Here is a 22577-nt window from a genome sequence, read left to right as displayed (position 1 = left end):
GATCCTCCCTTTCGTCCCGACGGCGCGCGGCCATGGATGCTGTTCTACGGGTCGCGGCAGCGCCCGATTTCCCCTGCGAAATTGCGGGCTTGGGCATGATGATCCTACTGTGACAAGCCGCAGGTTGGACGGCGGGACGGGCGTTCCTGTCATTTGTCATAGTGTCGGCGCTTGCATTGGAACGGGACAAGTCCTGCCAGTGGCTATGCAATGGGAGAGCGGCATGGAACTGGAGCGGGAATTGCGCGACCTCATCGCGCGGCGCGATATCATCAAGGCGATCCACGCCTATATGCGCGGGCAGGATCGACTGGACCGCGACCTGCAACTGTCATCCTTTCACGCCGACGCCGATGTCGACTGCGGCCTGCTACGCGGCGGTCCGGAAGCCTATACCGATTTCGCGCAGGGCTTCCTGGCTGACCTGCACGGCAGCCAGCATATCATCGGGCAGATCGACATTGACGTCGATATCGACGCGGGCACGGCCAGCGGAGAGGTGTATTTCTTTGCCTGGCACCGTACGCGCAACGCGGACGGGACGGAAAAGGACCTGTTGATGGCGGGGCGCTATGTCGATGACTATGCGTATAAGGATGGACGCTGGGCGATCCAGCGGCGGCGCGAACTGATCGACTGGGCGCGGCATGACCGCGCGACCGACGCGATCCTGCACGAACAGGTCACGATCCACCTGGCCGGCCCGCGCGGCGCGGACTTTTCGCAGACGCGCGACTGGCATTCGGGAACGTCGGGAAGGGATTGAAGCCCCTCCCCGCGCCTGCCGTCACAGCTGGCCGTTCACATATTTCATCAGCGTGTTCTGGAACTGGCGGATCTGGATTTCCTGGTAATTGGCCAGCTCGACGCGATTGTTGGGGCTGGATTTGAGGCCCACCTGCACGAACGGCAGGTTCTCCATATCCTGTTCGAACACGTCGCCCAATATGCCCAGTTCCGGCGCTTCGGTCCATTTCTGGTCGAGCGACAGGAATTTCATCTTCGGCGCCTTGGGCGGGGTTTCGCCGGGCGGCACGCGGGTGATGATGCGCACCTCCATCAGGCAATGGTCGACATCATGCCAGGGACGCCAGCGATAGACGATATTGGGCTGAAACCCGCCCCACGGCGACCAGTTGGGAAAGACATTGTAGAGGATGGCGTCCATCATCTCGGCGTCCGACGCATGGCTGACGTCATGGCCGAACATCTTCGTCGTGGTCGCGCGCAGGCTTTCGCCCAGCGCCTCACGCGCGGTCTTCCCCTCGGGCACCTTAACATTATAGCCGCCCTCGGGCGACGCATCGCCTTCATAATTGTCCGAAGACCGGCCATTATATTTGACGAATTCATCGACGATCCACTGCTGCGACTTGCCCTGGGGATCGATATGCGGCGACATGGTGCCAAAGGGCGTGACCGTCAAATTCACATGGTCGCCATAGATATTGTACATCGAATTGGCGTCGCCGGTGAACGGCAGCAATTGGGGGTGCGTGACCACGGTGTGCCAGCTTTCCATGAAAGCCTCCATCACCACCTTCCAGTTTGCCTTGCACACTTTACCCACCCAGATGGCGGTCGCACATTCCTCATGCCGCCAGCGTTTGAAATGCTCGGGCATGGGGGCCAGAAATTCCTCCAGCGTGGGGCCATCCTTCGCCTCGCGCAGGAAGACATAACCGCCCCATCGGCCGACCGACACTTCGGCCAGATGCATCGCATCGTCATTCAGATGCGAAAAATCCCAGCGGCAGGGAATAGTCTTGACGCTGCCATCATTATTCCAGGTGAAGCCGTGAAACGGGCATTGCAGCTGGGCCGACCAGCCATCCTTCGTCTTCAACTGTCGCCCGCGATGCAGGCAGACATTGTAAAACCCCTTGATCGATCCATCCTGCTGCCGGACCAGCAGGAAGCTTTTGCCGGCATTGTCGTAGACGACATGATCGCCCGGCTCGGGCAGTTCCTCTTCCCGCGCGGCGAATTGCCAGATGCGCGGCCACATTTTCTCCTTTTCCAGTTCGAAAAAGGCGGGGTCGGTATAGCGGCTGGCCGGAATCGGCTCCGACCCCAAATTCTCATATTCGTCGGTGTAGAGAAATTCGGGCACCGGATTGGTGTCCGCCGCCATAAGGTCGCGCACCGATGGGCCGGGGCACCGGGCCAGGGGTTCGCCTTTGATGCGCGGATCGCTCTCGGCCATGTCTTGCTCTCTCCTGTGACGGCTTTCGCGCCATGCTAGGCTTTATGGCGAGCCGATTGACCTATGGTTAGCATCAGGTCGCGGTGCGGCGAAGGTCCTTCATTGCGCGACCATGCCGCCATCGACCACGAACTCCGCGCCGGTGATATAGGCCGCCTCGTCCGAAGCGAGGAAGGCGACCATATTGCCGATATCCTTGGGCTCGCCCAGCTTGCGCATCGGGATCGCGGCGACCAGCTGGTCATAGACGTCCTTGTTATCAGCGATCGCGACCTTTTGCATGTCGGTCCAGATCATGCCGGGATGGATGCTGTTGATGCGGATATTTTCGGCCGCCACTTCCAGCGCCACGCTCTTGGTAAAAAGGCGCACGCCCCCTTTGGACGCGCTGTAGGCGCCGCAGCCGGGCAGGCCGAACAGGCCGGCGACCGAGGACAGGTTGATGATGGACCCGCCCTGCCCCTGCGCGCGCATCTGTGCCATCGCCATGCGCGTGCCCAGGAATACGCTGTCCAGATTGACCGATATCTGGCGATGCCATTCGGCGGCCGTGATCTCGTTCATATGGCGCAGCACCGCGATGCCGGCATTGTTGACCAGAATGTCGATCTTGCCGAATTCCGCGAGCACTGCGTCGCGCACGCTGTCCCACTGCGCTTCGTCCGTGACGTCCTGCGCCATGGCCGCCGCCTTGTGCCCGGCAGCCCGCAACTCCGCCGCGCGCGCCTCCACGGCCGCTCCGTCAAGATCGGTCAGGAACAGGCTTGCCCCCTGCGCCGCCATGATGCTGGCCCCGGCAAAGCCAAGGCCGCCCGCCGACGCCGCCCCCGTCACCAGCGCCACCTTGCCCGATAGGTCGATCATGCCACTCTCCGTCCGTTTCTGTGAGGCGGAAGGCTAAGATCGCGCGCCGTTCCGGCAACTAGCCATAATCACAGAAAATGCGCCTGACCTATGACTGTCCAGAGTTCCGCCGCCGCGCCCGGCGCGCTAGCCTGCACCTCAAATCAGATCAGGGTAGAGGTGCGCATGGGCTATCATGAAACCATCGGCGACGAAGCCGCCAAGATGCTGGAATATGTCGAAAACGGCACGACCGACAGCGCCGAAACGCCGATGGAGGTGCCCGCGTCCGCCTATACCGATCCGGCCCATTTCGACCGCGAGATGGCGACCATCTTTCACAGGCTGCCCCTGCTGGCCGCGCTGACCGCCGAAATGCCCAATCCTGGCGATTACAAGGCGATGGACCTGATGGGCAAGCCCGTCCTAATCACTCGCCGCACCGACGGCAGCGTGGCCGCGATGCTGAACGTGTGCACCCATCGCGGCATGATCCTGACGCCCGAGGGCCATGGCAACAAGAAACGCTTTTCCTGCCCCTATCACGCCTGGACCTTCGCCAATGACGGCAAGCTCATCGGCGTCGCGGAACCCGGAAAGTTCGGCCCCGTCTGCAAGGAAGAACGCGGCCTCAAGACCCTGCCCTGCGCGGAAGCAGGCGGCATCATCTGGGTCAGCCTGTCGCCAGATGCCGACATGGACATCGAAAAGCATCTGGGCGGAATGCTGGACGACCTCGACGCCTATGACCTGGCCAACTGGCACTATTGCGGGTCGCGGCGCATCCATGGGGCGAACTGGAAAATCGCCTATGACGGCTATCTGGAAGGCTATCATTTCGCCGCCGCGCACCCGGAAACCATCCATCCGCGCACCTTTTCCAACATCATGCACTTCACCGCCTTTGGCCCGCACATGCGCGTTGGTTATCCGCAGGTGTCGATCAAGGAAAAACTGGGGGCCGAGCCGCGCGAACGCTGGGGGCATATCGAAAATAGCGGCTATGATTTCGTGCGGACGATCTTCCCCAACGTGTCGATCTTCTTTGCGCCGGAAATCACGCAGGTGGCGCAACTCATTCCCGGGCCGACCCCCGACCGGAACACCACGAACCTGCTGTTCATCCGGCGCGAACCGCCGCGCGATGCGGAGGACGCGGCGGGCATCGAAACCATGATGGACTGGCTGAGCGATGTCGTCGACCGGGAGGATTATGGCGTGGGGCTGCAAGTGCAGAAGGGGCTGGAATCCGGCGCGCTCTCATCGGTGATCTTTGGCCGGAACGAGCGCGGCAACCAGTATTTCCACAAATATGTCGACTATCTGATCGCAAACGACGCCGACGCCTCGCCGCCGGTTCTGTAACCCGCATCCCATCAAAAACAGGAACTATCCATGAAGAATCGCCGCATCGTTCTGGCATCGCATCCCCATGGCGTTCCTACGCCCGACAATTTCCGTCTGGTCGAAGAGGATATTCGACCCTTGGCCGATGGCGAGGTGCGCACGCGCAATCGGGTCTTTGCGATCGATCCCGCGATCCGCGGCCTGCTGGACGAAGGGGATGGCACCTATCTTCCCTCCGTGCCGCTGGGCGGCCTTATCCCCACGATGGTGCTGGGAGAGGTCGTCGAATCGCGCAACCCGGCCTTTGCCGTAGGCGACCATGCGCGCGGGTTCATCGGCTGGGAGGAACAGAGCATCATCGCGGCGGACAATTTCGCCTGCGAAAATGTGAAGATCGACCCGACGATGCCGCTGACCGCCTATATGGGGGCGCTGGGCTGGTCGGGGATCACCGCCTATGTCGGCCTCAAGCGGATCGGCGAGATGAAGGCGGGCGACACCGTCGTGGTAAGCGCAGCGGCGGGCGCGGTGGGCAGCGTCGCCGGACAGGTGGCGCGTCTGGCCGGGTGTCGCGCCGTCGGCATCGCCAGCACCGACAAGATTGCCGAAGTGACCGGGGATCTGGGCTATGACGCGGCGGTCGACTACAAGACCGCCGATGATCTGGGCGCGGCGGTGCGCGAAGCCTGCGGTGGCAAGGGCGCGGACATTTATTTCGACAATGTGGGCGGCCGCATCCTCGACACGATGCTGATGAACATGGCCGATTTCAGCCGCATCGTCGTGTGCGGCATGGTCGCCAATTACAACAGCCAGAATGATCCCTACCCTATCCGCAATCTGTGGCAGGTGCTGGTCAACCGCATCACCATGAGGGGATTCCTGGCCTATGAGCATCTCGACATGCTGGAGGAGGCCCAGCAGCAACTGGGTGACTGGATCAGGACAGGAGCGTTGCGGGCGACGGAAAATGTCGCGACGGGAATCGAAAGCGCGCCCGACGCCTTCATCCGGCTGATGTCGGGGCAGACGCGCGGCAAGACGATCGTGCGGCTGGACCCCGACGTCACGACGCTGGATGGCTTCGCCCCCGTTTGACTGGGGGCCAAGGCCGGCGCCTCAGGCGCCGCTCAGCCAATCGTCGATCACGGGCTTCAAGTCCGTCGACACCAGTTCGATCAGCAGCGCGCCGTCCGGGGACAGAAGATAGGCGATGACGCCATAACCCTGATCCGGCGCGGCATTGGCGGCCTTGACGCTCCATCCGGCCTCGACCAGACGGTCGGCATCACCCTTCAAATCCTGCGTCCACACGCCGACATGACGGGCATGGGTGGCGTTTGCAGGGTCGTAGAACGGCCCCTGCCCCTGCACCAGTTCCAGGTGCGGCGCCTGCCCCACCGAATAGGTCGCCCGCACGCGCAGCGTGTGCGCGCCCGCCTCCGGCGTCCAGAATGGCAGCGGATCGAAATCACGCACCGGCGCGAATTTCAGCCCAAGGTCTCGGCCATAATCGGCCACCGCCTTGTCGACATCCGCCACCGCAATGCCATTATGATGTATGTTCGTCAGATCGACCATGACCCTCTCCTGTCGCTATAGGGATGATGGCTTGTCACAGGGGCAGGCCGCAAGAGGCAAGCTGGCAGCTTTGGCAGGTGCATGCGCCGCCCCGCGGCGACATGACGAAGCTGGCAGCGAGACCTATCGGGAGAGAAAAGGCATGGAGAGCAGCAGATCGACGCCGGTTCGGCCGCATGGGGCCGCGTTGTGAGCGGGATCGGGCCGGAGCGCACCGCCACCCTTGCCGCAAAGGTCGAGGCTTTCGTGCGCGACACCGTCATTCCCTATGAACGCGATCCGCGCCGCGACCATCATGGCGCACCGACCGAGGAACTGGTCGAGGAACTGAAGGAAAAGGCGCGCGCGGCCGGCGTCCTGACGCCCCATATCCTGCCCGACGGCAGCCATCTGACGCAGCGTGAAACCGCCGTCGTGCTGACCGCTTCGGGCCTGTCCCCGCTCGGCCCACTCGCCTGCAACACGGCTGCGCCCGACGAGGGCAACATGTATCTGCTGGGCAAGGTCGGCAGCCCGGACATTCAGGCGCGTTTCCTCAAGCCCTTGGTCGAAGGGCGCGCGCGATCGGCCTTCTTCATGACCGAACCCGACGGCGGAGCGGGCTCCGACCCGTCGATGATGCAGACCCGTTGCCATCAGGACGGCAATCACTGGGTCATCAACGGACGCAAGACCTTCATCACCGGCGCGCAGGGCGCGAAGGTCGGCATCATCATGGCCAAATCGGACGATGGCGCCTGCATGTTCCTCACTGATTTGCCCCACCCCGCCATCCGCATCGACCGGGTGCCCAACACCATCGACAATTCGATGCCGGGCGGCCATGCGACCATCACCATCGACAATCTGCGCGTGCCCGCCGACCAGATGCTGGGCAACAGCGGCGAAGGCTTCCAATATGCGCAGGTGCGCCTCAGCCCCGCCCGCCTGTCCCACTGCATGCGCTGGCGCGGCGCGTGCATCCGCGCCCATGAAATCGCGATGGATTACGCCAACCGTCGCATGGCGTTCGGCAAGACTCTGATCGACCATGAAGGCGTCGGCTTCATGCTGGCCGAAAACATGATCGACCTCAAACAGTCCGAACTGATGATCGACTGGTGCGCCAGCGTCCTGGATGGCGGATCGCTGGGCACCGCCGAAAGCTCGATGGCGAAGGTTGCGGTGTCCGAAGCGCTGATGCGGGTCGCTGACCGCTGCGTCCAGGTGATGGGCGGCATGGGCGTCACCGCCGACACCATCGTCGAACAGGTGTTTCGCGAAATTCGCGCCTTCCGCATCTATGACGGCCCTACCGAAGTGCATAAGTGGAGCCTGGCGAAGAAGATCAAGCGCGACTGGAAAGCGGCGCAGGCCGGCTCGGGCGTGGCATGAGCGGCACTGGGCAGGACGCCAATGCCGGGACCATCCCCGTGCGCGACGCCCACCGCTTCGATGAGGCGGCTCTGGCGCGCTGGATGGAGAGCCATGTTGCAGGCTTTGCCGGTCCGATCCAGGTCGAACAGTTCAAGGGCGGCCAGTCCAACCCGACCTACAAGCTGACGACGCCGGGGCGAACCTATGTCCTGCGGCGCAAGCCGCCGGGCGAATTGCTCAGGGGCGCACATGCCGTCGAACGCGAAGCGCGCGTGCTGACCGCGCTGGGCCGGGCCGGCTATCCAGTCGCCCATGTCCATGGCCTGTGCACTGACGACGCGGTCATCGGCAGCTGGTTCTATGTCATGGACATGGTCGAAGGGCGCATTTTCTGGGACGCGGCCTTTCCTGAAATCCATGAGGACGAACGCGCGGCCTATTTTGCCGCCATGAACGAGACCTTGGCGCAGCTTCATCGTTTCGATCCCGAAACGGTAGGGCTTGGCGATTATGGCCGTCCGGGCAATTATTTCGAACGGCAGATCGCCCGCTGGTCCAGGCAATATCTGGAGGATAAGGCTGCCGGGCGCGATCCGGGCATGGACAGGCTGATCGAATGGCTCCCCACAGCGATCCCGCCCGGGGATGAAACCAGGATCGTTCATGGCGATTTCCGGTGCGACAATATGATCTTCCACCCGACGCAGCCGCGCGTGCTGGCGGTGCTTGACTGGGAATTGTCGACCCTGGGCCACCCGCTTGCCGATTTTGCCTATCATGCGATGATGTACCGCATGCCGCCCGACATCGTCGCGGGGCTGGGCGGCGCCGATCCGCGTCCCCTCGGCATCCCGACCGAGGAGGAATATCGTGCGGCCTATTGCCGCAATGTGGGCCGCGCGCCGATCCCGGATGCGGACTATGCCTTTTATATCGCTTTCAATTTCTTCCGGATGGCGGCAATCTTCCACGGCATAAAGGGCCGGGTGATCCGCGGCACGGCGGCATCGGTCCACGCGCGTGAGCGGGCCGAGCGCCTGCCGCAGTTGATTGCCCTGGCGGTGGAGATGATGGAGGCGTGCCGATGACCGATGGGTCTGAAACCGATGGGGCTGAACCTGTCCGGTTCCTTGTCGAAAATGGAATTGCCCATATCACGCTCAACCGGCCTGACGCCGGCAATGCCATTGACCTCCCCATGGCCCGCGCGCTGGCCGACATAGCGAACCGGTGCCAGATCGATGCCGCGATCCGCTGCGTCGTGCTGACGGGGTCGGGCCGGCTTTTCTGCGCCGGTGGCGACATTGGCGCGTTCCGCGCTGCGGGCGATGATGTGGAGGCCATGTTGCTGGATCTGGCCGGCACGCTGCATGTCGCCGTGGCCCGCTTCGCCCGCATGGCAAAGCCGCTCCTAACGCTGGTCAATGGCCCGGCGGCCGGCGCCGGCCTGAGCCTCGCCATCGCCGGCGATGTCGTCCTGTGCGGCGCGTCCACCCATTTCACCGCAGCCTATGGCGGGATCGGCCTGACGCCCGATGGCGGGATGAGCTGGCTGCTGCCGCGCCTCATCGGGTTGCGCAAGGCGCAGGAGATGATCCTGACAAACCGGCGCGTCAAAGCGGACGAAGCCGAGCGCATCGGCCTTGTCACCCGCACCGTCGGGGATGACGCGCTCGCCGCCGAAGGGGCGGCCATCGCGCAATCTCTGGCCCGCGCGGCCACCGGCGCTGTCGGCGCCGCCCGCGCCCTGCTCCGCGACACGTTCCAGACCAGCCTTGAGACACAATTGGAAACCGAGGCCCTGTCCATCAGCCGCGCCGGCGCGTCCGCCGAAGGCCGGGAAGGCGTCGCAGCCTATTTCGCCAAGCGTCCACCCGACTTCATCGGGGGCTGAACCGGCCTATAGGTCGGAAGACGCAAGATATCAGATGTCGTGATGTGGAGCGGGTGAGGGGAATCGAACCCCCGTCGTCAGCTTGGGAAGCTGCTGCTCTACCATTGAGCTACACCCGCATTTCAACAGCTTAGCTGAAAACTCGCCGAGTGTTTTACAACCCGTTTTACAGCAGCGTCGGAAAACCCATGGCATAGGCTTGAAAATTGGTCAATCCGCACGCCGTCCTGATGCGCGCAATTGAATCGAGCCCGCATTACCGTGCGATTTTGACATCTGGCCGCGACTTCGCAGCCAGATGGAAGACAAGCGGTCGTCAAAGCGCATCAGCTAGGCAGTCGCGCGAAAGAGTTCACCCCGCGTCCGAAAGCGCACATACTCGTGCAGATTTTTGCAGCGTGAACAGGTCATCTCAAACCCGAATTGCAAATCTGCTGGCCGCAGCCAATTTGTCCACGCCGCCTAGTGTTTTCCGGTTCCGGCTCCCACTTTTATGCAATTCTTACGACCGCCCTATTGAATCCACCGCGCTTCCTCACGGCCTGGCCGCCTACGTGATCGTGATCCAGGAGGTCACTTTCATGTCACTCGAACTTTGGCTCGGCGCTGCCGTCGCGCTTTTTGTGCTCATCTATCTCGTGGCCGTCCTCGTCCGACCCGAACGATATTGAGGAGGCGGCGATGACCTTATCCGGCTGGATGTTGATCCTCGTTTTCATAGGCCTGATTATCGCATGCGCACGCCCTGTCGGCGCAGTCCTTTTCAGGCTCTATGACGACCGTCCACTGCCGCTCGAAGCCGGCCTCTATCACCTCATCGGGGCTGGTCCGCGTGAGCAGAGTTGGATCGGCTATGCCGCAGCGGTGCTGGCGTTCAACGTCGCCGGGATTGCACTGCTTTTCACGATCCTGAAGCTCCAGAACGTGCTGCCTTTGAACCCCCAAGGGTTCGGCGGGATGGATAGCTGGCTCGCTTTCAACACGGCGGTGAGCTTTGTAACCAACACCAACTGGCAGAACTACGGTGGCGAAACGACGCTGTCGCACTTCAGCCAAATGGCCGGCTTGACCGTGCAGAACTTTCTCTCGGCCGCGACCGGCATCGCCGTGGCTTTCGCGTTCATCCGCGCTTTCGCGCGCCAAGGGGGTGGAACTGGCGTGGCGACGATCGGCAACTTCTGGACCGACGTGACTCGGGTGACGCTTTACCTGCTGCTGCCCGCCTGCATGGTCTTAACAATCGCCTATGTCGCGATGGGAGTGCCGCAAACGCTAACGGCGTCGGTAAACGCAACGACGGTGGAAGGCGCCCGGCAGACAATCGCTCTCGGCCCGGTCGCCTCGCAACTTGCCATCAAGATGCTCGGCACCAACGGCGGTGGCTTCTTCAACGTCAATTCCGCCCATCCCTTTGAGAATCCGACTGCGCTGTCGAACCTCCTGCAGATGCTGACGATCTTCGTGCTCGGTGCCGGTTTGACCCTGACTTTCGGAAAGGCAGTGGGCAACCTGCGACAGGGTTGGACGATTCTCGCCGCGATGCTCGCCCTGTTCCTGGTTGGCGTCACCGTGATCTATTGGGCGGAAGCTGCGGGCAACCCCGTCCATCATGCTCTCGGCCTTGCCGGCGGGAATATGGAGGGCAAGGAGGTCCGCTTCGGTCTTGCGGCGACCGCGCTGTTCGCCGCGGTCACCACCGCTGCCTCATGCGGTGCGGTGATTGGCATGCACGACAGTTTGGTGCCCTTGGGCGGACTGGTCACCATGTTCAACATGCAGCTCGGCGAAGTGATCGTCGGCGGCGTCGGAGCGGGATTCTACGGCATCCTCATTTATGCGATCCTTTCGGTTTTCGTCGCCGGGCTGATGGTTGGCCGCACGCCGGAGTATGTTGGCAAGAAGATCGAGGCGCGCGAGATGAAGCTGGCTGTGATCGCCATTGCGATCCTGCCGCTGTTCATTTTGGGGCTGACCGCCATCGCCACTGTCGCTGCACCGGGCCTCGCCGGTCCGCTGGCGAAGGGTCCGCACGGCTTCAGCGAAATCCTCTACGCCTATTCAAGCGCGGTCGCGAACAACGGCTCTGCTTTCGGCGGTTTGACCGGAAATACGCCGTTCTACAACATCACGCTCGCCATCGGCATGTTCGTCGGCCGGTTCGGCGCGATCCTGCCCGCGCTCGCCATTGCCGGTGGTCTGGCTGGCAAAAAGAAGCTGCCCGATGGCCCCGGTTCCTTCCCCACCACCGGGGTGCTGTGGATCGGGCTTTTGGCCGCGATCATCCTGATTGTCGGCGGCCTCACCTTCCTGCCCAGTCTCGCGCTCGGTCCGATTGCCGACCATTTTCAGGTCGCGGCCGGCACGCTCAATTGAAAGCCCCGTAGATGTCCACGCAGCCTTCACTGTTCACCGGACCCATCGTCAAGGCCGCCGCGCGCGATGCCTTCGTCAAACTCAACCCAGGAACCCTGATCCGCAACCCGGTGATGTTCGTCACCGCCATTGTCGCCACACTTTCATCCGTGCTCTGGATCAAGTCACTGGCGACCGGGGAAGGCAATCCCGTCTTCGAAGGCCAGCTCGTCTTCTGGCTGTGGCTGACCGTGCTGTTCGGCAATTTTGCAGAGGCCGTGGCGGAAGGTCGCGGCAAGGCACAGGCGGCAAGCCTGCGCGCCACCAAGGCAGAGCTCAAAGCCAGGCTACTGACAGGTGTTGGCGACATCTGGGAGTGGGTACCTGCGCATCAACTAGAAAAGGGAGACGAAGTACTGGTCGAAACGGGCGATCTGATTCCGGCCGATGGTGAAGTCATCGCAGGCATCGCCAGCGTCAACGAAGCGGCGATCACCGGTGAATCCGCACCGGTCATCCGCGAGGCAGGCGGCGACCGCTCGGCAGTGACCGCGGGCACCCGCGTTATCGCCGACGAGATCAGGGTTCGCGTCACGGCCGCCTCCGGACAGGGCTTCCTCGATCGCATGATCGCACTGGTAGAAGGGGCAAGCCGTCAGAAGACGCCCAACGAGATCGCGCTCACCATCCTGCTCGCCGGCCTCACGCTGATCTTCCTGATAGCGGTCGGGACGCTGCCCGCCTTCGCATCCTATGCGGGCGGCACCATGGCCGTGCCCGTGCTGGTCGCGCTGTTCGTGACACTGATCCCTACAACCATCTCGGGCCTGCTTTCGGCAATCGGCATCGCCGGGATGGATCGGCTCGTGCGGTTCAACGTGCTCGCCAAGTCTGGTCGCGCGGTCGAGGCGGCGGGGGACATCGATACGCTTCTGCTCGACAAGACCGGCACGATCACGATCGGCGACCGCCAAGCGACCGAGTTCAAGCCACTGCCCGGCATCAGTGAGGTCGAACTGATCGCCGCAGCCCGTCTAGCCAGCTTGGCCGACGAGACGCCAGAGGGTCGTTCGATTGTCGTCCTCGCGGACGAAAAGGCGCCTGGTGGCGAAGCGATGCCGACGAGCGCGGAACCGATCGCCTTCACCTCGCAGACCCGCGTTTCTGGCCTGCAGATCGGCGAACGGTCACTGGTTAAAGGCGCGGTCGATGCGGTATTGCGCCGACTGCCGGACGCCGCCGATGCCGAGGCGCTGCGCCGTATCGCAGATGACATCGCCCGCACCGGCGGCACGCCGCTCGCCGTCGCGGATGGCGCACGTCTGCTGGGCGTCGTCCACCTCAAGGACATCGTGAAGGCTGGCATTCGCGAACGCTTCGGTGAGTTGCGCAGGATGGGAATCAAGACGGTGATGATTACCGGGGACAATCCGCTCACCGCCGCCAGCATCGCGGCCGAAAGCGGGGTCGACGATTTCCTCGCCGAGGCGACGCCGGAGGACAAGCTGGCGCTGATCCGGCGCGAGCAGGATGGCGGCAAGCTCGTTGCGATGTGCGGCGATGGCACGAACGACGCTCCGGCGCTGGCGCAGGCCAACGTCGGCGTGGCGATGAACACTGGCACGCAAGCGGCGCGCGAGGCGGGCAATATGGTCGATCTCGACAGCGACCCGACCAAGCTGATCGAGATCGTCGGGTTGGGCAAGCAACTCCTGATGACGCGCGGCGCGCTTACTACCTTTTCGATCTCGAACGATGTCGCGAAGTATTTCGCCATCCTGCCTGCGATCTTCGTAGCGCTCTATCCGGGCCTTGGAGCACTGAACGTGATGGCGCTGACCAGTCCGGAAAGCGCGATCCTTTCGGCGATTATCTTCAACGCGATCATCATCCCGCTGCTGGTGCCGTTGGCGCTCAAGGGTGTGAAATACCGCGCGGCCGACGCCGGGTCACTGTTGGCGCGCAATCTCGGCATCTACGGCCTCGGCGGCCTCATCGCTCCGTTCGTCGGGATCAAGCTCATCGATCTGGCCGTCAGCGGCCTCAACCTCGCCTGAGGGAAAGACCATGCTCACCGAAATCCGCACCGCTATCCGCCCGGCGATCAGCCTGCTGCTGCTCCTCACGCTGATCACTGGGATTGCCTATCCCCTCGCCATGACCGGCGTCGCGCAGGTTCTGATGCCGGCGCAGGCGAACGGCAGCCTGATCCGCGAGGGAGATCGCGTGATCGGTTCCAAGCTGATCGGCCAGAACTTCGCGGCGCCGGGCTATTTCCACCCGCGCCCGTCGGCCGCCGGCGAGAATGGCTACGATGCCAGCGCCTCGGCCGCCTCCAACCTCGCGCCCGGATCGCAGGACCTGCGCAACCGTATCGCAAACGCCATCCCGGCAACGGGATCGACCAGCAACGTTCCTCCTGCTCTGGTCACGACTAGTGCCTCGGGGCTTGACCCCCACATCAGCCCCGAGGCAGCTTTTGCCCAGATCGCACGGGTGGTTCAGGCGCGCGGCATTCCGGGTACGCGTGTCGAAGCGCTGGTACGGGCGGAAACCGAGACGCCGTTGCTTGGCTTTATCGGCGAGCGCCGGGTGAACGTGTTGCTTCTCAATCGACAGCTGGACCGTATATCCGCTAATCCGCCCAGATGAACGCAAGCCCTGTCCGTCCGTCTCCCGATGCGCTCCTGAAGGCAGCGAAGCGGGAAGCGCGCGGGCGACTCAAGATCATCCTTGGCGCCGCACCCGGCGTCGGCAAAACTTATGAGATGCTGCGCGAAGGCGCGGACTTGCTGCGGCAGGGCAAGGATGTCGTCATTGGCATCGTCGAGACGCACGGCCGGGCCGACACGCAGGCACTGACCGCGCCGTTTGAAGCCCTGCCGCGCAAGCTGATCGAGCACGGCGGACACAAGCTATCCGAATTCGACATCGACGGAATGCTCGAGAGACGGCCACAAATCGCGCTGGTCGATGAGTTCGCCCACACCAACGCGCCTGGCAGCCGACACCCTAAGCGCTGGCAGGACGTGGAAGAACTGCGCGACGCTGGGATCGACGTGGTCACCACGCTCAACATCCAGCACCTCGAAAGCCTCAACGACGTCGTGGCGGGCTTTACCCGCGTGCGCGTGCGCGAAACGCTGCCCGATGCATTGCTCGACGATGCCGACATCGAGGTCGTCGACCTCCCGCCCGACGAGCTGATCGAACGACTGAAGGACGGCAAGGTCTACATTCCCGAGGAGGCCACGCGCGCGCTTTCTCACTTTTTTTCAAAGGCCAATCTTTCCGCCTTGCGCGAGCTGGCGCTGCGCCGTGCGGCGCAGACAGTGGATCAGCAGATGCTCGATCACGTTCGCCTGGTCGGTGAGCCGGGAAACTGGGCGGCGGGCGAGCGCATCGTAGTCGCCATTGGCGATCAACCGGGCGGCGAATTTCTTGTGCGAGCGGCCAAGCGATTAGCGGATTCCATGCATGCTCCCTGGACGGCGCTGACCGTCGAGACGCCCCGCAGCGCGCACCTGTCTGCGGCGGCGCAGGAGCGTATCGCTGCCGCGCTCAAACTGGCTGGCAGTCTCGGTGCAACGCTCACGACGGTATCCGCGCCCACCGTGATCGACGGCTTGCGCGGGCATGTCGCAGAAGCCCGCGCCACGGCTGTGGTCATCGGCAAATCGCGGCGCGGCTGGTGGTTCGAGCTGCGCCACGGCTCGATCGTCGATCAGCTGGTGCGCGGGAACGAGGGCATTGCCATCCACGTCATGCCCCTGCCGGTTCACTCCGAGAAAGAAGCGGGCGGCGCGACCTTGCTCAACACCAGGGGCGTCATAGCCGGCCTTGCGATGATCGCGGCGACTACCGCGCTCGGCGTCCTGGTTAATCCCTACCTCGGGATCAACGCGATCGACCTGCTCTACCTGATTCCGGTCGTCGCGACGGGGACGCTGTATGGCATGCGGGCCTCGTTGATCGCCAGCTTGACCGGCGCATTGGCCTATAACTTCTTCTTCCTCCCGCCGATCCACACCTTCACGATCACCAATCCCGAAAACGTCGTCACCTTCGCCATCCTCGCGGGGGTCGGCCTTGTGGCCGCGCAGCTCGCGGGGCGGCTTCGCCGTGAAGCGAACGTCGGTGCAAGGACCTCCATCGAGAACGCGGCCCTTGCGGCGTTCGGCCAGCGTCTCGCGGCGATCTCCGATGAGAAAGGGACGGCATCGGTCACCTGCGCCGAGATCGCCAGCGTTCTCGATGTCCGTACGGTCCTGCTACTGCACAAGGACGGAAGGCCGACGGCGGTCGGAGGCGCACCGGACACCCCTCAGCTCGGGCCCATTGACATGACGGCCGCGGAATGGGCGTTTGATCGCAACGAGCCGGCGGGACGCGACACAGCGACGCTCACCGCCAGCGACTGGCAGTTTCACCCGCTGGCCACGTCGCTCGGCGTCCTCGCCGTTCTTGGCATTAGCCATGACGAGCGTGGCGATCCCCTTCCGGCCGGCAAAAGCGTCCTTTTCGCCACGCTGCTCGGTCAGGCGGCGCTCGCGCACGAGCGCTTGAAGCTAGAGGGCGAGGCGCGCGAGATGGCTGTGCTCAAGCAGCGCGACGATCTTCGCGCGACGCTCGTGTCCTCGCTCGGACACGATCTCAAGACCCCGCTCACTTCCGTGCTGGCGGCAGCTGACGTCGTTGCGAACGAGAACCCGGCTTCGGCGGCGGTCGCAACATTGAAGGCCGAGACGCAGCGCCTCGCCCGACTGTTCGACGATCTCGTCGAAATGACCCGGATCGAGTCCGGCGCCTTGGCGATTAGGCCCGAACCGATCGACCTCACCGACGCCGTCGCCTCTGCGGTCCATGGGCTGGCCGCCGCGCTCGCCAGGCACCCGGTCAAGCTCGACGTACCGGTGTCTCTTCCGCTGGTCATCGCGGACCCGCGAATGCTGCACCACATGCTGATAAACTTGCTCGATAATGCTGCCAAGTTCTCGCCTCAAAACGCGCAAATCACCCTATCCGCACGTCGCGAACCGCAGCGACTGATCCTCTCGGTCATCGACGAGGGACTTGGTTTGCCTGGCGGCTCGGCGGGCGACTTGTTTCAGAAGTTCGCTCGCGGCCAAGGCAGCGATGGCGCCGGCGGGACCGGGCTTGGCCTTGCAATCGTGAAAGGGTTCGCCGATGCGATGGGCCTCGTAGTACGGGCGCTCGACCGGGACGATGGACCGGGCTCACGCTTCGAGATCGAATGGCCTGAGGCGATGATCCGCAGCCTCAAAGCCGAGGTGGAGCCATGACGAGCCCGGCCATCCTGATCGTCGACGACGAATCCGCTATCCGCCGCCTGGTGCGCGGTGCGCTGGATCGCAGCGGCTACGCCTGCGCCGAGGCCGGAAGTGCCGGCGAGGCGCTTGCGATGGCAGGGCGGCCCGGCTGCCAGCTCGTCCTGCTTGATCTTGGCCTTCCGGACCGTGACGGCATCGATTTGATCCCACTCATCAAGGCGATGGACCGAGCCGTGCTGGTCCTCACCGCACGCGACGCGAGCGCGGAAAAGGTCGCCGCGCTCGATCTCGGTGCGGATGACTATGTCACCAAACCCTTTGACACCGACGAATTGCTAGCTCGGGTCAGGGTCGCGATGCGCCACCGGACGGGGACAACGACCGACGGAAAATTGAGGGCCGGCCCGGTTGAAATAGATACCGGGGCGCATCGGGTAGCCAGGAACGGCGCCGCCGTGCACCTGACGCCGAAGGAGTTCTCGCTCTTGCTCGAACTCGTCCGCCATGCCGGAAAGGTTTTGACTCACCGTCATCTTCTTCAGACGGTCTGGGGCGAGGCGCACCTGGGCGATATCGAATACCTTCGTGTGACGATGCGAGGGCTGCGCCAAAAGATCGAAAGTGATCCTGGTCGCCCGACGCTTTTGATCAATGAGCCGGGAATAGGCTATCGATTCGGGGCTTGAGCCGCGCCGAGGCAAGTCGCAACGATCCGAATGCCAATCATCCGCATCGCTATTTCGCGCGCGTCTACAATACTTCCGGAACGGACGATGATCGCGAAACTCGAATGCAAATACGCAGCGTACCGGATCCAATCCAACTGTCGCTCCGTTCCCTACCGCCTACGATGCAGATCTATTCGCACACCGCCCGTAGATGGCCGACCTGGGCGAAAGCCGACATTCAGCTCTACCAACGGAACGACATAGTGGGGTCGGCAGGGGACAGCGTCCAAAGATACACCTTTTCGCCGATGCTGCGATCCAACTCAGCCTTTCGAGCAGACCAGATTGATTGCTGTGCAAATTTCACTGGTCGAAGGTAAGCAACTGAAGACAAGCCGCGCTAGTCAGCTGTGCTTTACAGCTAAGTCCATGGAAAAGTTATCGGGATACTAGTTTGGCAAGCTGCGTCCTTCGCTCTCGCCGCCCGAACAAAAGCATTTACGACACTGCCCATTCGATGGTAGCGCTATCTTAACAGATGCAATCGGGAGAGGATGCACGATGCGCAAATCCATATTGACCTTGGGCGCGGTGGGCGCGCTCGCGCTGACGGCGGGCTGCCAGCAGCAGTCCGACACCAGCGCCAATGCCGCGAACGCCCAGCAGGCGGCGGGGAAGCGTCCGGCCTCAGACTATCTCTCGCAACCGCTGGTGACGGACATTTTCACCGCCGATCCATCCGCCCATGTCTGGAACGGCAAGATCTACGTCTATCCCAGCCATGATATCGACGGCCCGACGCCAGAGGATGATCTGGGCAGTCATTTCGAAATGCGCGACTATCGCGTGCTGCGCATGGACCGCATCGGCGGCCCGGTGACGCTTGGCCCGGTCGCGCTCGACGTTGATGACGTGCCTTGGGCGGAAAAGCAGATGTGGGCGCCCGACGCCGCGAAGAAGGGCGACACCTATTATCTCTACTTCCCCGCGAAGGACAAGGAAGGCGCCTTCCGCATCGGCGTCGCCACATCGAAGGACCCGATGGGTCCGTTCAAGGCACAGCCCCAGCCGATCAAGGGCAGCTATTCGATCGACCCGGCCGTCTTCACCGACGATGACGGGCAAAGCTACATGTATTTCGGCGGCATCTGGGGCGGCCAGCTGCAACGCAATGTCAACGGCACCTATGATCCCAACGGGTCCAAGACCGACCTTGGCCAGGATGACAAGCCTGCGCTCGCCCCGCGCGTCGCAAAGATGACCGGCGACATGCTGGAATTTGCCGAAACGCCCCGCGCCGTCCAGATCGTCGATGACCAGGGCAAGCCGCTGCTGGGCGGCGACCATGACCGCCGTTTCTTCGAGGCGTCGTGGATGCACAAATATAAAGGCAAATATTATTTCAGCTATTCGACCGGCGACACCCATTACCTGGCCTACGGCATAGGCGACAGCCCCTATGGCCCCTTCACCTATAAGGGGCGGATCATGGAGCCGGTGGAAGGCTGGACCACCCATCATTCCATCGTCGAATGGAATGGCAAATGGTGGCTCTTCTATGCCGACACGCAATTGTCGGGGCAGACCCGCCTGCGCAACGTCAAGGTCACGGAACTTCATTATAATCCCGACGGCACGATCCAGACGATCAACCCGTTCGTGACCAAGGCAACGCAGGGCGCCGCCAAGCCCTGATGTGGCTTTTCCCGGTCGCCGGCCTTGCCTCTGCGGGCTGGCGACCATAGAGGGAAGGCGCAAGGCCGATCGTTGGCCTTTTCAGCCGAACCGCGGAGCAGCCAGTGGCCCAGCCCACCCCCCTCGTCGCCCCTTCTTTCCCTTCTGACGGGAAGACTCTCTGGGCATGAGCAACACGGGCCGCCGATGGACGATGCGCCGCGTGCGCGCGCTGATCCGCCACACTGGTCCCACGTCACTCCTCTTTCGCCGCCGCCTCGCGCTGATGGGCGGGGCCATCCTGGTCGGCCTCGCCGCGCTGCTGTTCGCGCGCGCGGCCGACGCCAGCAGCGAAGCCTTCGACCATCTCGCCCGGCAATGGCCCTGGCTGCCGCTGCTGCTGACGCCGCTCGGTTTTGCCGGCATCGCCTGGATCACTCGGCGCTATGCGCCCTTTGCCGGCGGATCGGGTATCCCGCAGGTCATCGCCGCCACCCGCCTGCCCGAACAGATTGGCGGGCGGCTGGTCGACCTGCGCACCGCACTGCTCAAGGTCGCGCTGACGCTGGCGGGCCTGCTGGTGGGCGCATCGGTCGGCCGCGAAGGACCGACGGTCCAGATTTCCGCCGCCATCCTCGCGCGCGTCCATTCGGTGCTTCAGGTGCCCCTGCGCGCATCGGTGATGGTCGCGGGCGGCGCGGCGGGCGTGGCGGCGGCCTTCAACACCCCACTCGCCGGGATCAGCTTCGCGATCGAGGAACTGGCGTCGGCCTATGAACAGCGCATGACGTTGCTCGTCATCACCGCCGTCATCATTTCAGGCATGGTCAGCCTGGGGCTGGCGGGCGATTATGTCTATTTCGGCGTCGTCGCCGCGCATCTGCCGCTCGGGTCAGCCATGGTGGTCGCGCTGTTCGCCGGCGTGCTGGGCGGCCTGTCGGGCGGCCTGTTCGCCCGGCTGGCGCTGGCGGCGGCGACCAGCCGCAATCGCCTGACCGATTTCAGCCGCGCCCATCCGATCCGCTTTGCCGCCTGCTGCGGCGCAGTGGTCGCGCTGATCGGCGTGCTGACGGGCCTTACCTGGGGCACCAGCTACGCGCCAGCCCGCCACCTCATCACCGGGGGCCAGGAACCGCTCTGGTTCGCGCCGGCCAAGTTCGTCAGCACGCTGGCGACCAGCATTTCCGGCATTCCAGGCGGCATCTTCGCGCCGTCGCTGGCGACCGGCGCGGGCTTCGGCAACCTGCTGCGCTGGATGTTCCCGGAACAGCAGGGCAGCGCCGTCGTGCTGCTGGGCATGGTCGCCTATTTCACCGGCGTGGTTCGCGCGCCGCTCACCGCCGTCATCATCATTTCCGAAACCACCGGCAGCCGCGGCTTCATGCTGCCCTTGCTCGGCGCGGCGCTGGTGGCGGACGGCGCGGCGCAGCGCGTGTGCAAGGAACGTCTCTATCACGGTCTGTCGCGCAATTTCCTCGACCGCGCGAAGGCGGCCCCACCCGGCTGAACAAAAGCGGTGCGGCATGTGTTGGCCTCTTTTGCGAAGGAGAGCCCCCATGAGCCATTATGAAGACATGATCCGCGAAGACGGCCTGCCCGGCCATGAGTCAGGGCTTGATCCCAAGCCCGAATGGGAACCGCGCTATCCCGGCTCGGGACGGCTGGAAGGCAAGGTGGCGCTCGTCACCGGCGCGGACAGCGGCATCGGCCGCGCCGTCGCCGCGCTCTACGCCCGCGAAGGCGCCGACGTCGCCATCCTCTATCTGTGCGAACATGACGACGCGCGCAAAACCGCCGACATCGTCGAAGCCGAAGGACGACAGGCGCTCACCATCGCCGGTGACGTCGGCGACAAGGCTTTTTGCGACAGCGCCATCGCCCAGGTCATCGACCGTTTCGGCAAGCTCGACATTCTGGTCAACAATGCCGGCGAACAGCATCCCGATCAGGACATTACCGACATTACCGAGGATCAGCTGCGCCGCACCTTCCAGACCAACATCTTCGGCATGTTCTTCCTGACGCAGGCCGCGCGCCCGCATCTCAAGGACGGCGCGGCGATCGTCAACTGCACGTCCGTCACCATGTATCAGGGCGCGTCCGAGCTGCTCGACTATAGCAGCACCAAGGGCGCGATCACGGCCTTCACCCGCAGCCTGTCAGAAAATCTGATCGACAAGGGCATCCGCGTCAACGCGGTCGCGCCCGGCCCGATCTGGACCCCGCTCAATCCCTGCGGCGGCGCGAGCGAGGAAAAGCTCGAACATTTCGGCGAATCCACCCCCATGGGCCGGCCGGGCCAGCCCAATGAAGTCGCGCCCGCCTTTCTCTTCCTCGCCTGCCAGGACGCCAGCTATATGAGCGGGCAGGTGCTCCACCCCAATGGCGGCATGATCGTCAACGGTTGACGATGCCCTCCTCGCCCAAAGGCGCCACGCACCAGAAAAGGCCCGGATCACCTCCGGGCCTTTTTCCTTGCTGCGCGGGGCACCGCGTCAGTTACCGACGATCGCCCGCCTTTCCTTGAGCGTCTCGCCGCCCGCATCGGCATAGCGTTCGCCGGTTTCGGCGCGGGCGATGGCGGCGGCCATCGGCGCTTCGACATGGGCGATCGCCTTGGACTTGCAGGACAGCGCCGTCATCCGGTCGCTCGAGGAACAGACGCGGGCGGCGGCGCGGGCGATGCGGCTGCGCAGCGTCCTCTGCTGCGCGGCATCGGCCAGGTTCAGGTCGCCATGATAGACCTGGGCGGTGCGGCCATTGGACACAAAATCCTCCGCCTGGGCGGTGCCGGCGGTCAGGGCGAAAGCGGCGATGGCGGGTGCGGCAACCGCGAACATACGGAACATGGGCAAATCTCCTCATATCTCTGTCATGACCCGCGCCGCCTGTTAGGGGGGCGTCGCGGCGCTGGGTGCGACCGGGCGGAGCCTGTCGGGGTCTGGTGGGGTTTGACGGCTCCTCTCCCGTTCGCCTCATCCTTCTAGGCCCGGCATGATCCGGCCGCGCGCCCGCTTCGACCGGGCGCACGCCAGGTCGGCGAACGGCGCTGCCATCGACAAAGGGGGGACAGGCGGGGGACGAACGGTGCGACGAACGACATGGCCCGGGCTGCAAACGACAGGGCACCGTAAGGGAATATCCGAATCGTAACGAAACCGTCCCGCAAAGGAAAACGCCCCCGGCGCAAGGGAAGGCCGGGGGCGTATCCAGGCGCTGTCGGGCACTCCGGATCGGGATAAACTGTCGAAAGGCAGACGACGCTATCAGCGGTGAACCGTGCCTTAACATGATCGATCATAGTGGACGGGCCGTGCATGGCAGCCGTCCTTCGACGATCCGCCGCCCGATCCCGCCCGGCGGCA

19 protein-coding genes and 1 tRNA gene are annotated in these 22577 nt (G+C 63.7%); 15 read left to right on the top strand and 5 right to left on the bottom strand.

The annotated features are described in order from the left end of the window. Positions 1 to 205 precede the first annotated feature (205 nt). On the top strand, positions 206 to 766 hold the full coding sequence (locus tag SAB01S_RS00220) for a nuclear transport factor 2 family protein (protein ID WP_062731208.1): 561 nt from the start codon (positions 206 to 208) through the stop codon (positions 764 to 766). A 21-nt stretch (positions 767 to 787) separates the two neighbouring features. Here SAB01S_RS00220 and SAB01S_RS00215 read toward each other — a convergent pair whose 3' ends face one another. Both SAB01S_RS00215 and SAB01S_RS00210 read right to left on the bottom strand, forming a co-directional pair. Beyond that, positions 788 to 2206: an aromatic ring-hydroxylating oxygenase subunit alpha gene (locus tag SAB01S_RS00215; protein WP_062731207.1), complete on the bottom strand. Its 1419-nt coding sequence runs from the start codon at positions 2204 to 2206 to the stop codon at positions 788 to 790. A 99-nt stretch (positions 2207 to 2305) separates the two neighbouring features. After that, positions 2306 to 3070 carry an SDR family NAD(P)-dependent oxidoreductase gene (locus tag SAB01S_RS00210; protein WP_062731206.1) on the bottom strand — a complete coding sequence of 255 codons (765 nt, stop codon included), beginning with the start codon at positions 3068 to 3070 and terminating at the stop codon, positions 2306 to 2308. Positions 3071 to 3160: 90 nt separating this feature from the next. Here SAB01S_RS00210 and SAB01S_RS00205 point away from each other — a divergent pair, with 90 nt between their 5' ends. Continuing rightward, positions 3161 to 4414, top strand: a complete 1254-nt coding sequence (locus SAB01S_RS00205) for an aromatic ring-hydroxylating oxygenase subunit alpha (protein WP_369405235.1) — start codon at positions 3161 to 3163, stop codon at positions 4412 to 4414. A gap of 30 nt (positions 4415 to 4444) precedes the next feature. Further along, the gene (locus tag SAB01S_RS00200) at positions 4445 to 5494 is read left to right on the top strand and encodes an NADP-dependent oxidoreductase (RefSeq protein ID WP_062731204.1); all 1050 of its coding nucleotides are present in this window, start codon (positions 4445 to 4447) and stop codon (positions 5492 to 5494) included. A gap of 21 nt (positions 5495 to 5515) precedes the next feature. Here the strand turns inward: SAB01S_RS00200 and SAB01S_RS00195 are convergent, their stop codons facing one another. Next, positions 5516 to 5977, bottom strand: a complete 462-nt coding sequence (locus SAB01S_RS00195; RefSeq protein ID WP_062731203.1) for a VOC family protein — start codon at positions 5975 to 5977, stop codon at positions 5516 to 5518. A gap of 189 nt (positions 5978 to 6166) precedes the next feature. Between SAB01S_RS00195 and SAB01S_RS00190 the strand changes: the two genes are divergently transcribed. From SAB01S_RS00190 to SAB01S_RS00180, 3 genes are read left to right on the top strand one after another with little or no spacing between them, the layout of a single operon-like run. Then, positions 6167 to 7351: an acyl-CoA dehydrogenase family protein gene (locus tag SAB01S_RS00190; RefSeq protein ID WP_083951058.1), complete on the top strand. Its 1185-nt coding sequence runs from the start codon at positions 6167 to 6169 to the stop codon at positions 7349 to 7351. Further along, a complete protein-coding gene (locus tag SAB01S_RS00185; RefSeq protein WP_062731464.1) occupies positions 7348 to 8421 on the top strand; it encodes a phosphotransferase in 1074 nt (357 codons plus the stop codon). The genes SAB01S_RS00190 and SAB01S_RS00185 overlap by 4 nt, the downstream gene beginning before the upstream one ends. Beyond that, entirely contained in the window at positions 8418 to 9227 is an 810-nt protein-coding gene (locus SAB01S_RS00180; protein ID WP_062731202.1) for an enoyl-CoA hydratase/isomerase family protein, read from the top strand. Before SAB01S_RS00185 ends, SAB01S_RS00180 begins: the two co-directional genes overlap by 4 nt. Positions 9228 to 9272: 45 nt before the next feature. Here the strand turns inward: SAB01S_RS00180 and SAB01S_RS00175 are convergent. Then, positions 9273 to 9346, bottom strand: a tRNA-Gly gene (locus SAB01S_RS00175). 462 nt (positions 9347 to 9808) lie between these two features. Between SAB01S_RS00175 and SAB01S_RS18350 the strand changes: the two genes are divergently transcribed. From SAB01S_RS18350 to SAB01S_RS00130, 9 genes are all read left to right on the top strand, one after another. Then, positions 9809 to 9898: a potassium-transporting ATPase subunit F gene (locus SAB01S_RS18350; protein WP_157078234.1), complete on the top strand. Its 90-nt coding sequence runs from the start codon at positions 9809 to 9811 to the stop codon at positions 9896 to 9898. 10 nt (positions 9899 to 9908) lie between these two features. Then, positions 9909 to 11600: a potassium-transporting ATPase subunit KdpA gene (gene kdpA, locus SAB01S_RS00165; protein WP_062731200.1), complete on the top strand. Its 1692-nt coding sequence runs from the start codon at positions 9909 to 9911 to the stop codon at positions 11598 to 11600. Positions 11601 to 11611: 11 nt separating this feature from the next. After that, positions 11612 to 13636 carry a potassium-transporting ATPase subunit KdpB gene (kdpB, locus tag SAB01S_RS00160; protein WP_062731199.1) on the top strand — a complete coding sequence of 675 codons (2025 nt, stop codon included), beginning with the start codon at positions 11612 to 11614 and terminating at the stop codon, positions 13634 to 13636. 10 nt (positions 13637 to 13646) lie between these two features. Beyond that, positions 13647 to 14231 carry a potassium-transporting ATPase subunit KdpC gene (gene kdpC / locus SAB01S_RS00155; protein ID WP_062731198.1) on the top strand — a complete coding sequence of 195 codons (585 nt, stop codon included), beginning with the start codon at positions 13647 to 13649 and terminating at the stop codon, positions 14229 to 14231. Beyond that, positions 14228 to 16882, top strand: coding sequence for a DUF4118 domain-containing protein (locus tag SAB01S_RS00150; protein WP_062731197.1), 2655 nt, complete (start codon positions 14228 to 14230; stop codon positions 16880 to 16882). Before kdpC ends, SAB01S_RS00150 begins: the two co-directional genes overlap by 4 nt. After that, the gene (locus SAB01S_RS00145) at positions 16879 to 17556 is read left to right on the top strand and encodes a response regulator (protein WP_062731196.1); all 678 of its coding nucleotides are present in this window, start codon (positions 16879 to 16881) and stop codon (positions 17554 to 17556) included. The genes SAB01S_RS00150 and SAB01S_RS00145 overlap by 4 nt, the downstream gene beginning before the upstream one ends. Before the next feature lie 543 nt (positions 17557 to 18099). Beyond that, positions 18100 to 19233, top strand: a complete 1134-nt coding sequence (locus SAB01S_RS00140; protein WP_157078233.1) for a glycoside hydrolase family 43 protein — start codon at positions 18100 to 18102, stop codon at positions 19231 to 19233. Between the two features lie 166 nt (positions 19234 to 19399). Continuing rightward, the gene (locus SAB01S_RS00135; protein ID WP_021228330.1) at positions 19400 to 20719 is read left to right on the top strand and encodes a chloride channel protein; all 1320 of its coding nucleotides are present in this window, start codon (positions 19400 to 19402) and stop codon (positions 20717 to 20719) included. Between the two features lie 49 nt (positions 20720 to 20768). Further along, a complete protein-coding gene (locus tag SAB01S_RS00130) occupies positions 20769 to 21620 on the top strand; it encodes a glucose 1-dehydrogenase (RefSeq protein ID WP_062731195.1) in 852 nt (283 codons plus the stop codon). A gap of 87 nt (positions 21621 to 21707) precedes the next feature. Here the strand turns inward: SAB01S_RS00130 and SAB01S_RS00125 are convergent, their stop codons facing one another. Continuing rightward, positions 21708 to 22061 (bottom strand): UrcA family protein, encoded by a 354-nt coding sequence (locus SAB01S_RS00125; RefSeq protein WP_062731194.1) that lies wholly within the window; start codon positions 22059 to 22061, stop codon positions 21708 to 21710. Between the last annotated feature and the right edge of the window lie 516 nt (positions 22062 to 22577).

The organism is Sphingobium abikonense NBRC 16140, from assembly GCF_001598335.1.
Taxonomy (GTDB): domain Bacteria; phylum Pseudomonadota; class Alphaproteobacteria; order Sphingomonadales; family Sphingomonadaceae; genus Sphingobium; species Sphingobium abikonense.
The sequence above is the reverse complement of the archived record's forward strand: the minus strand, read 5'-3'. Positions and strand labels throughout refer to the sequence as shown.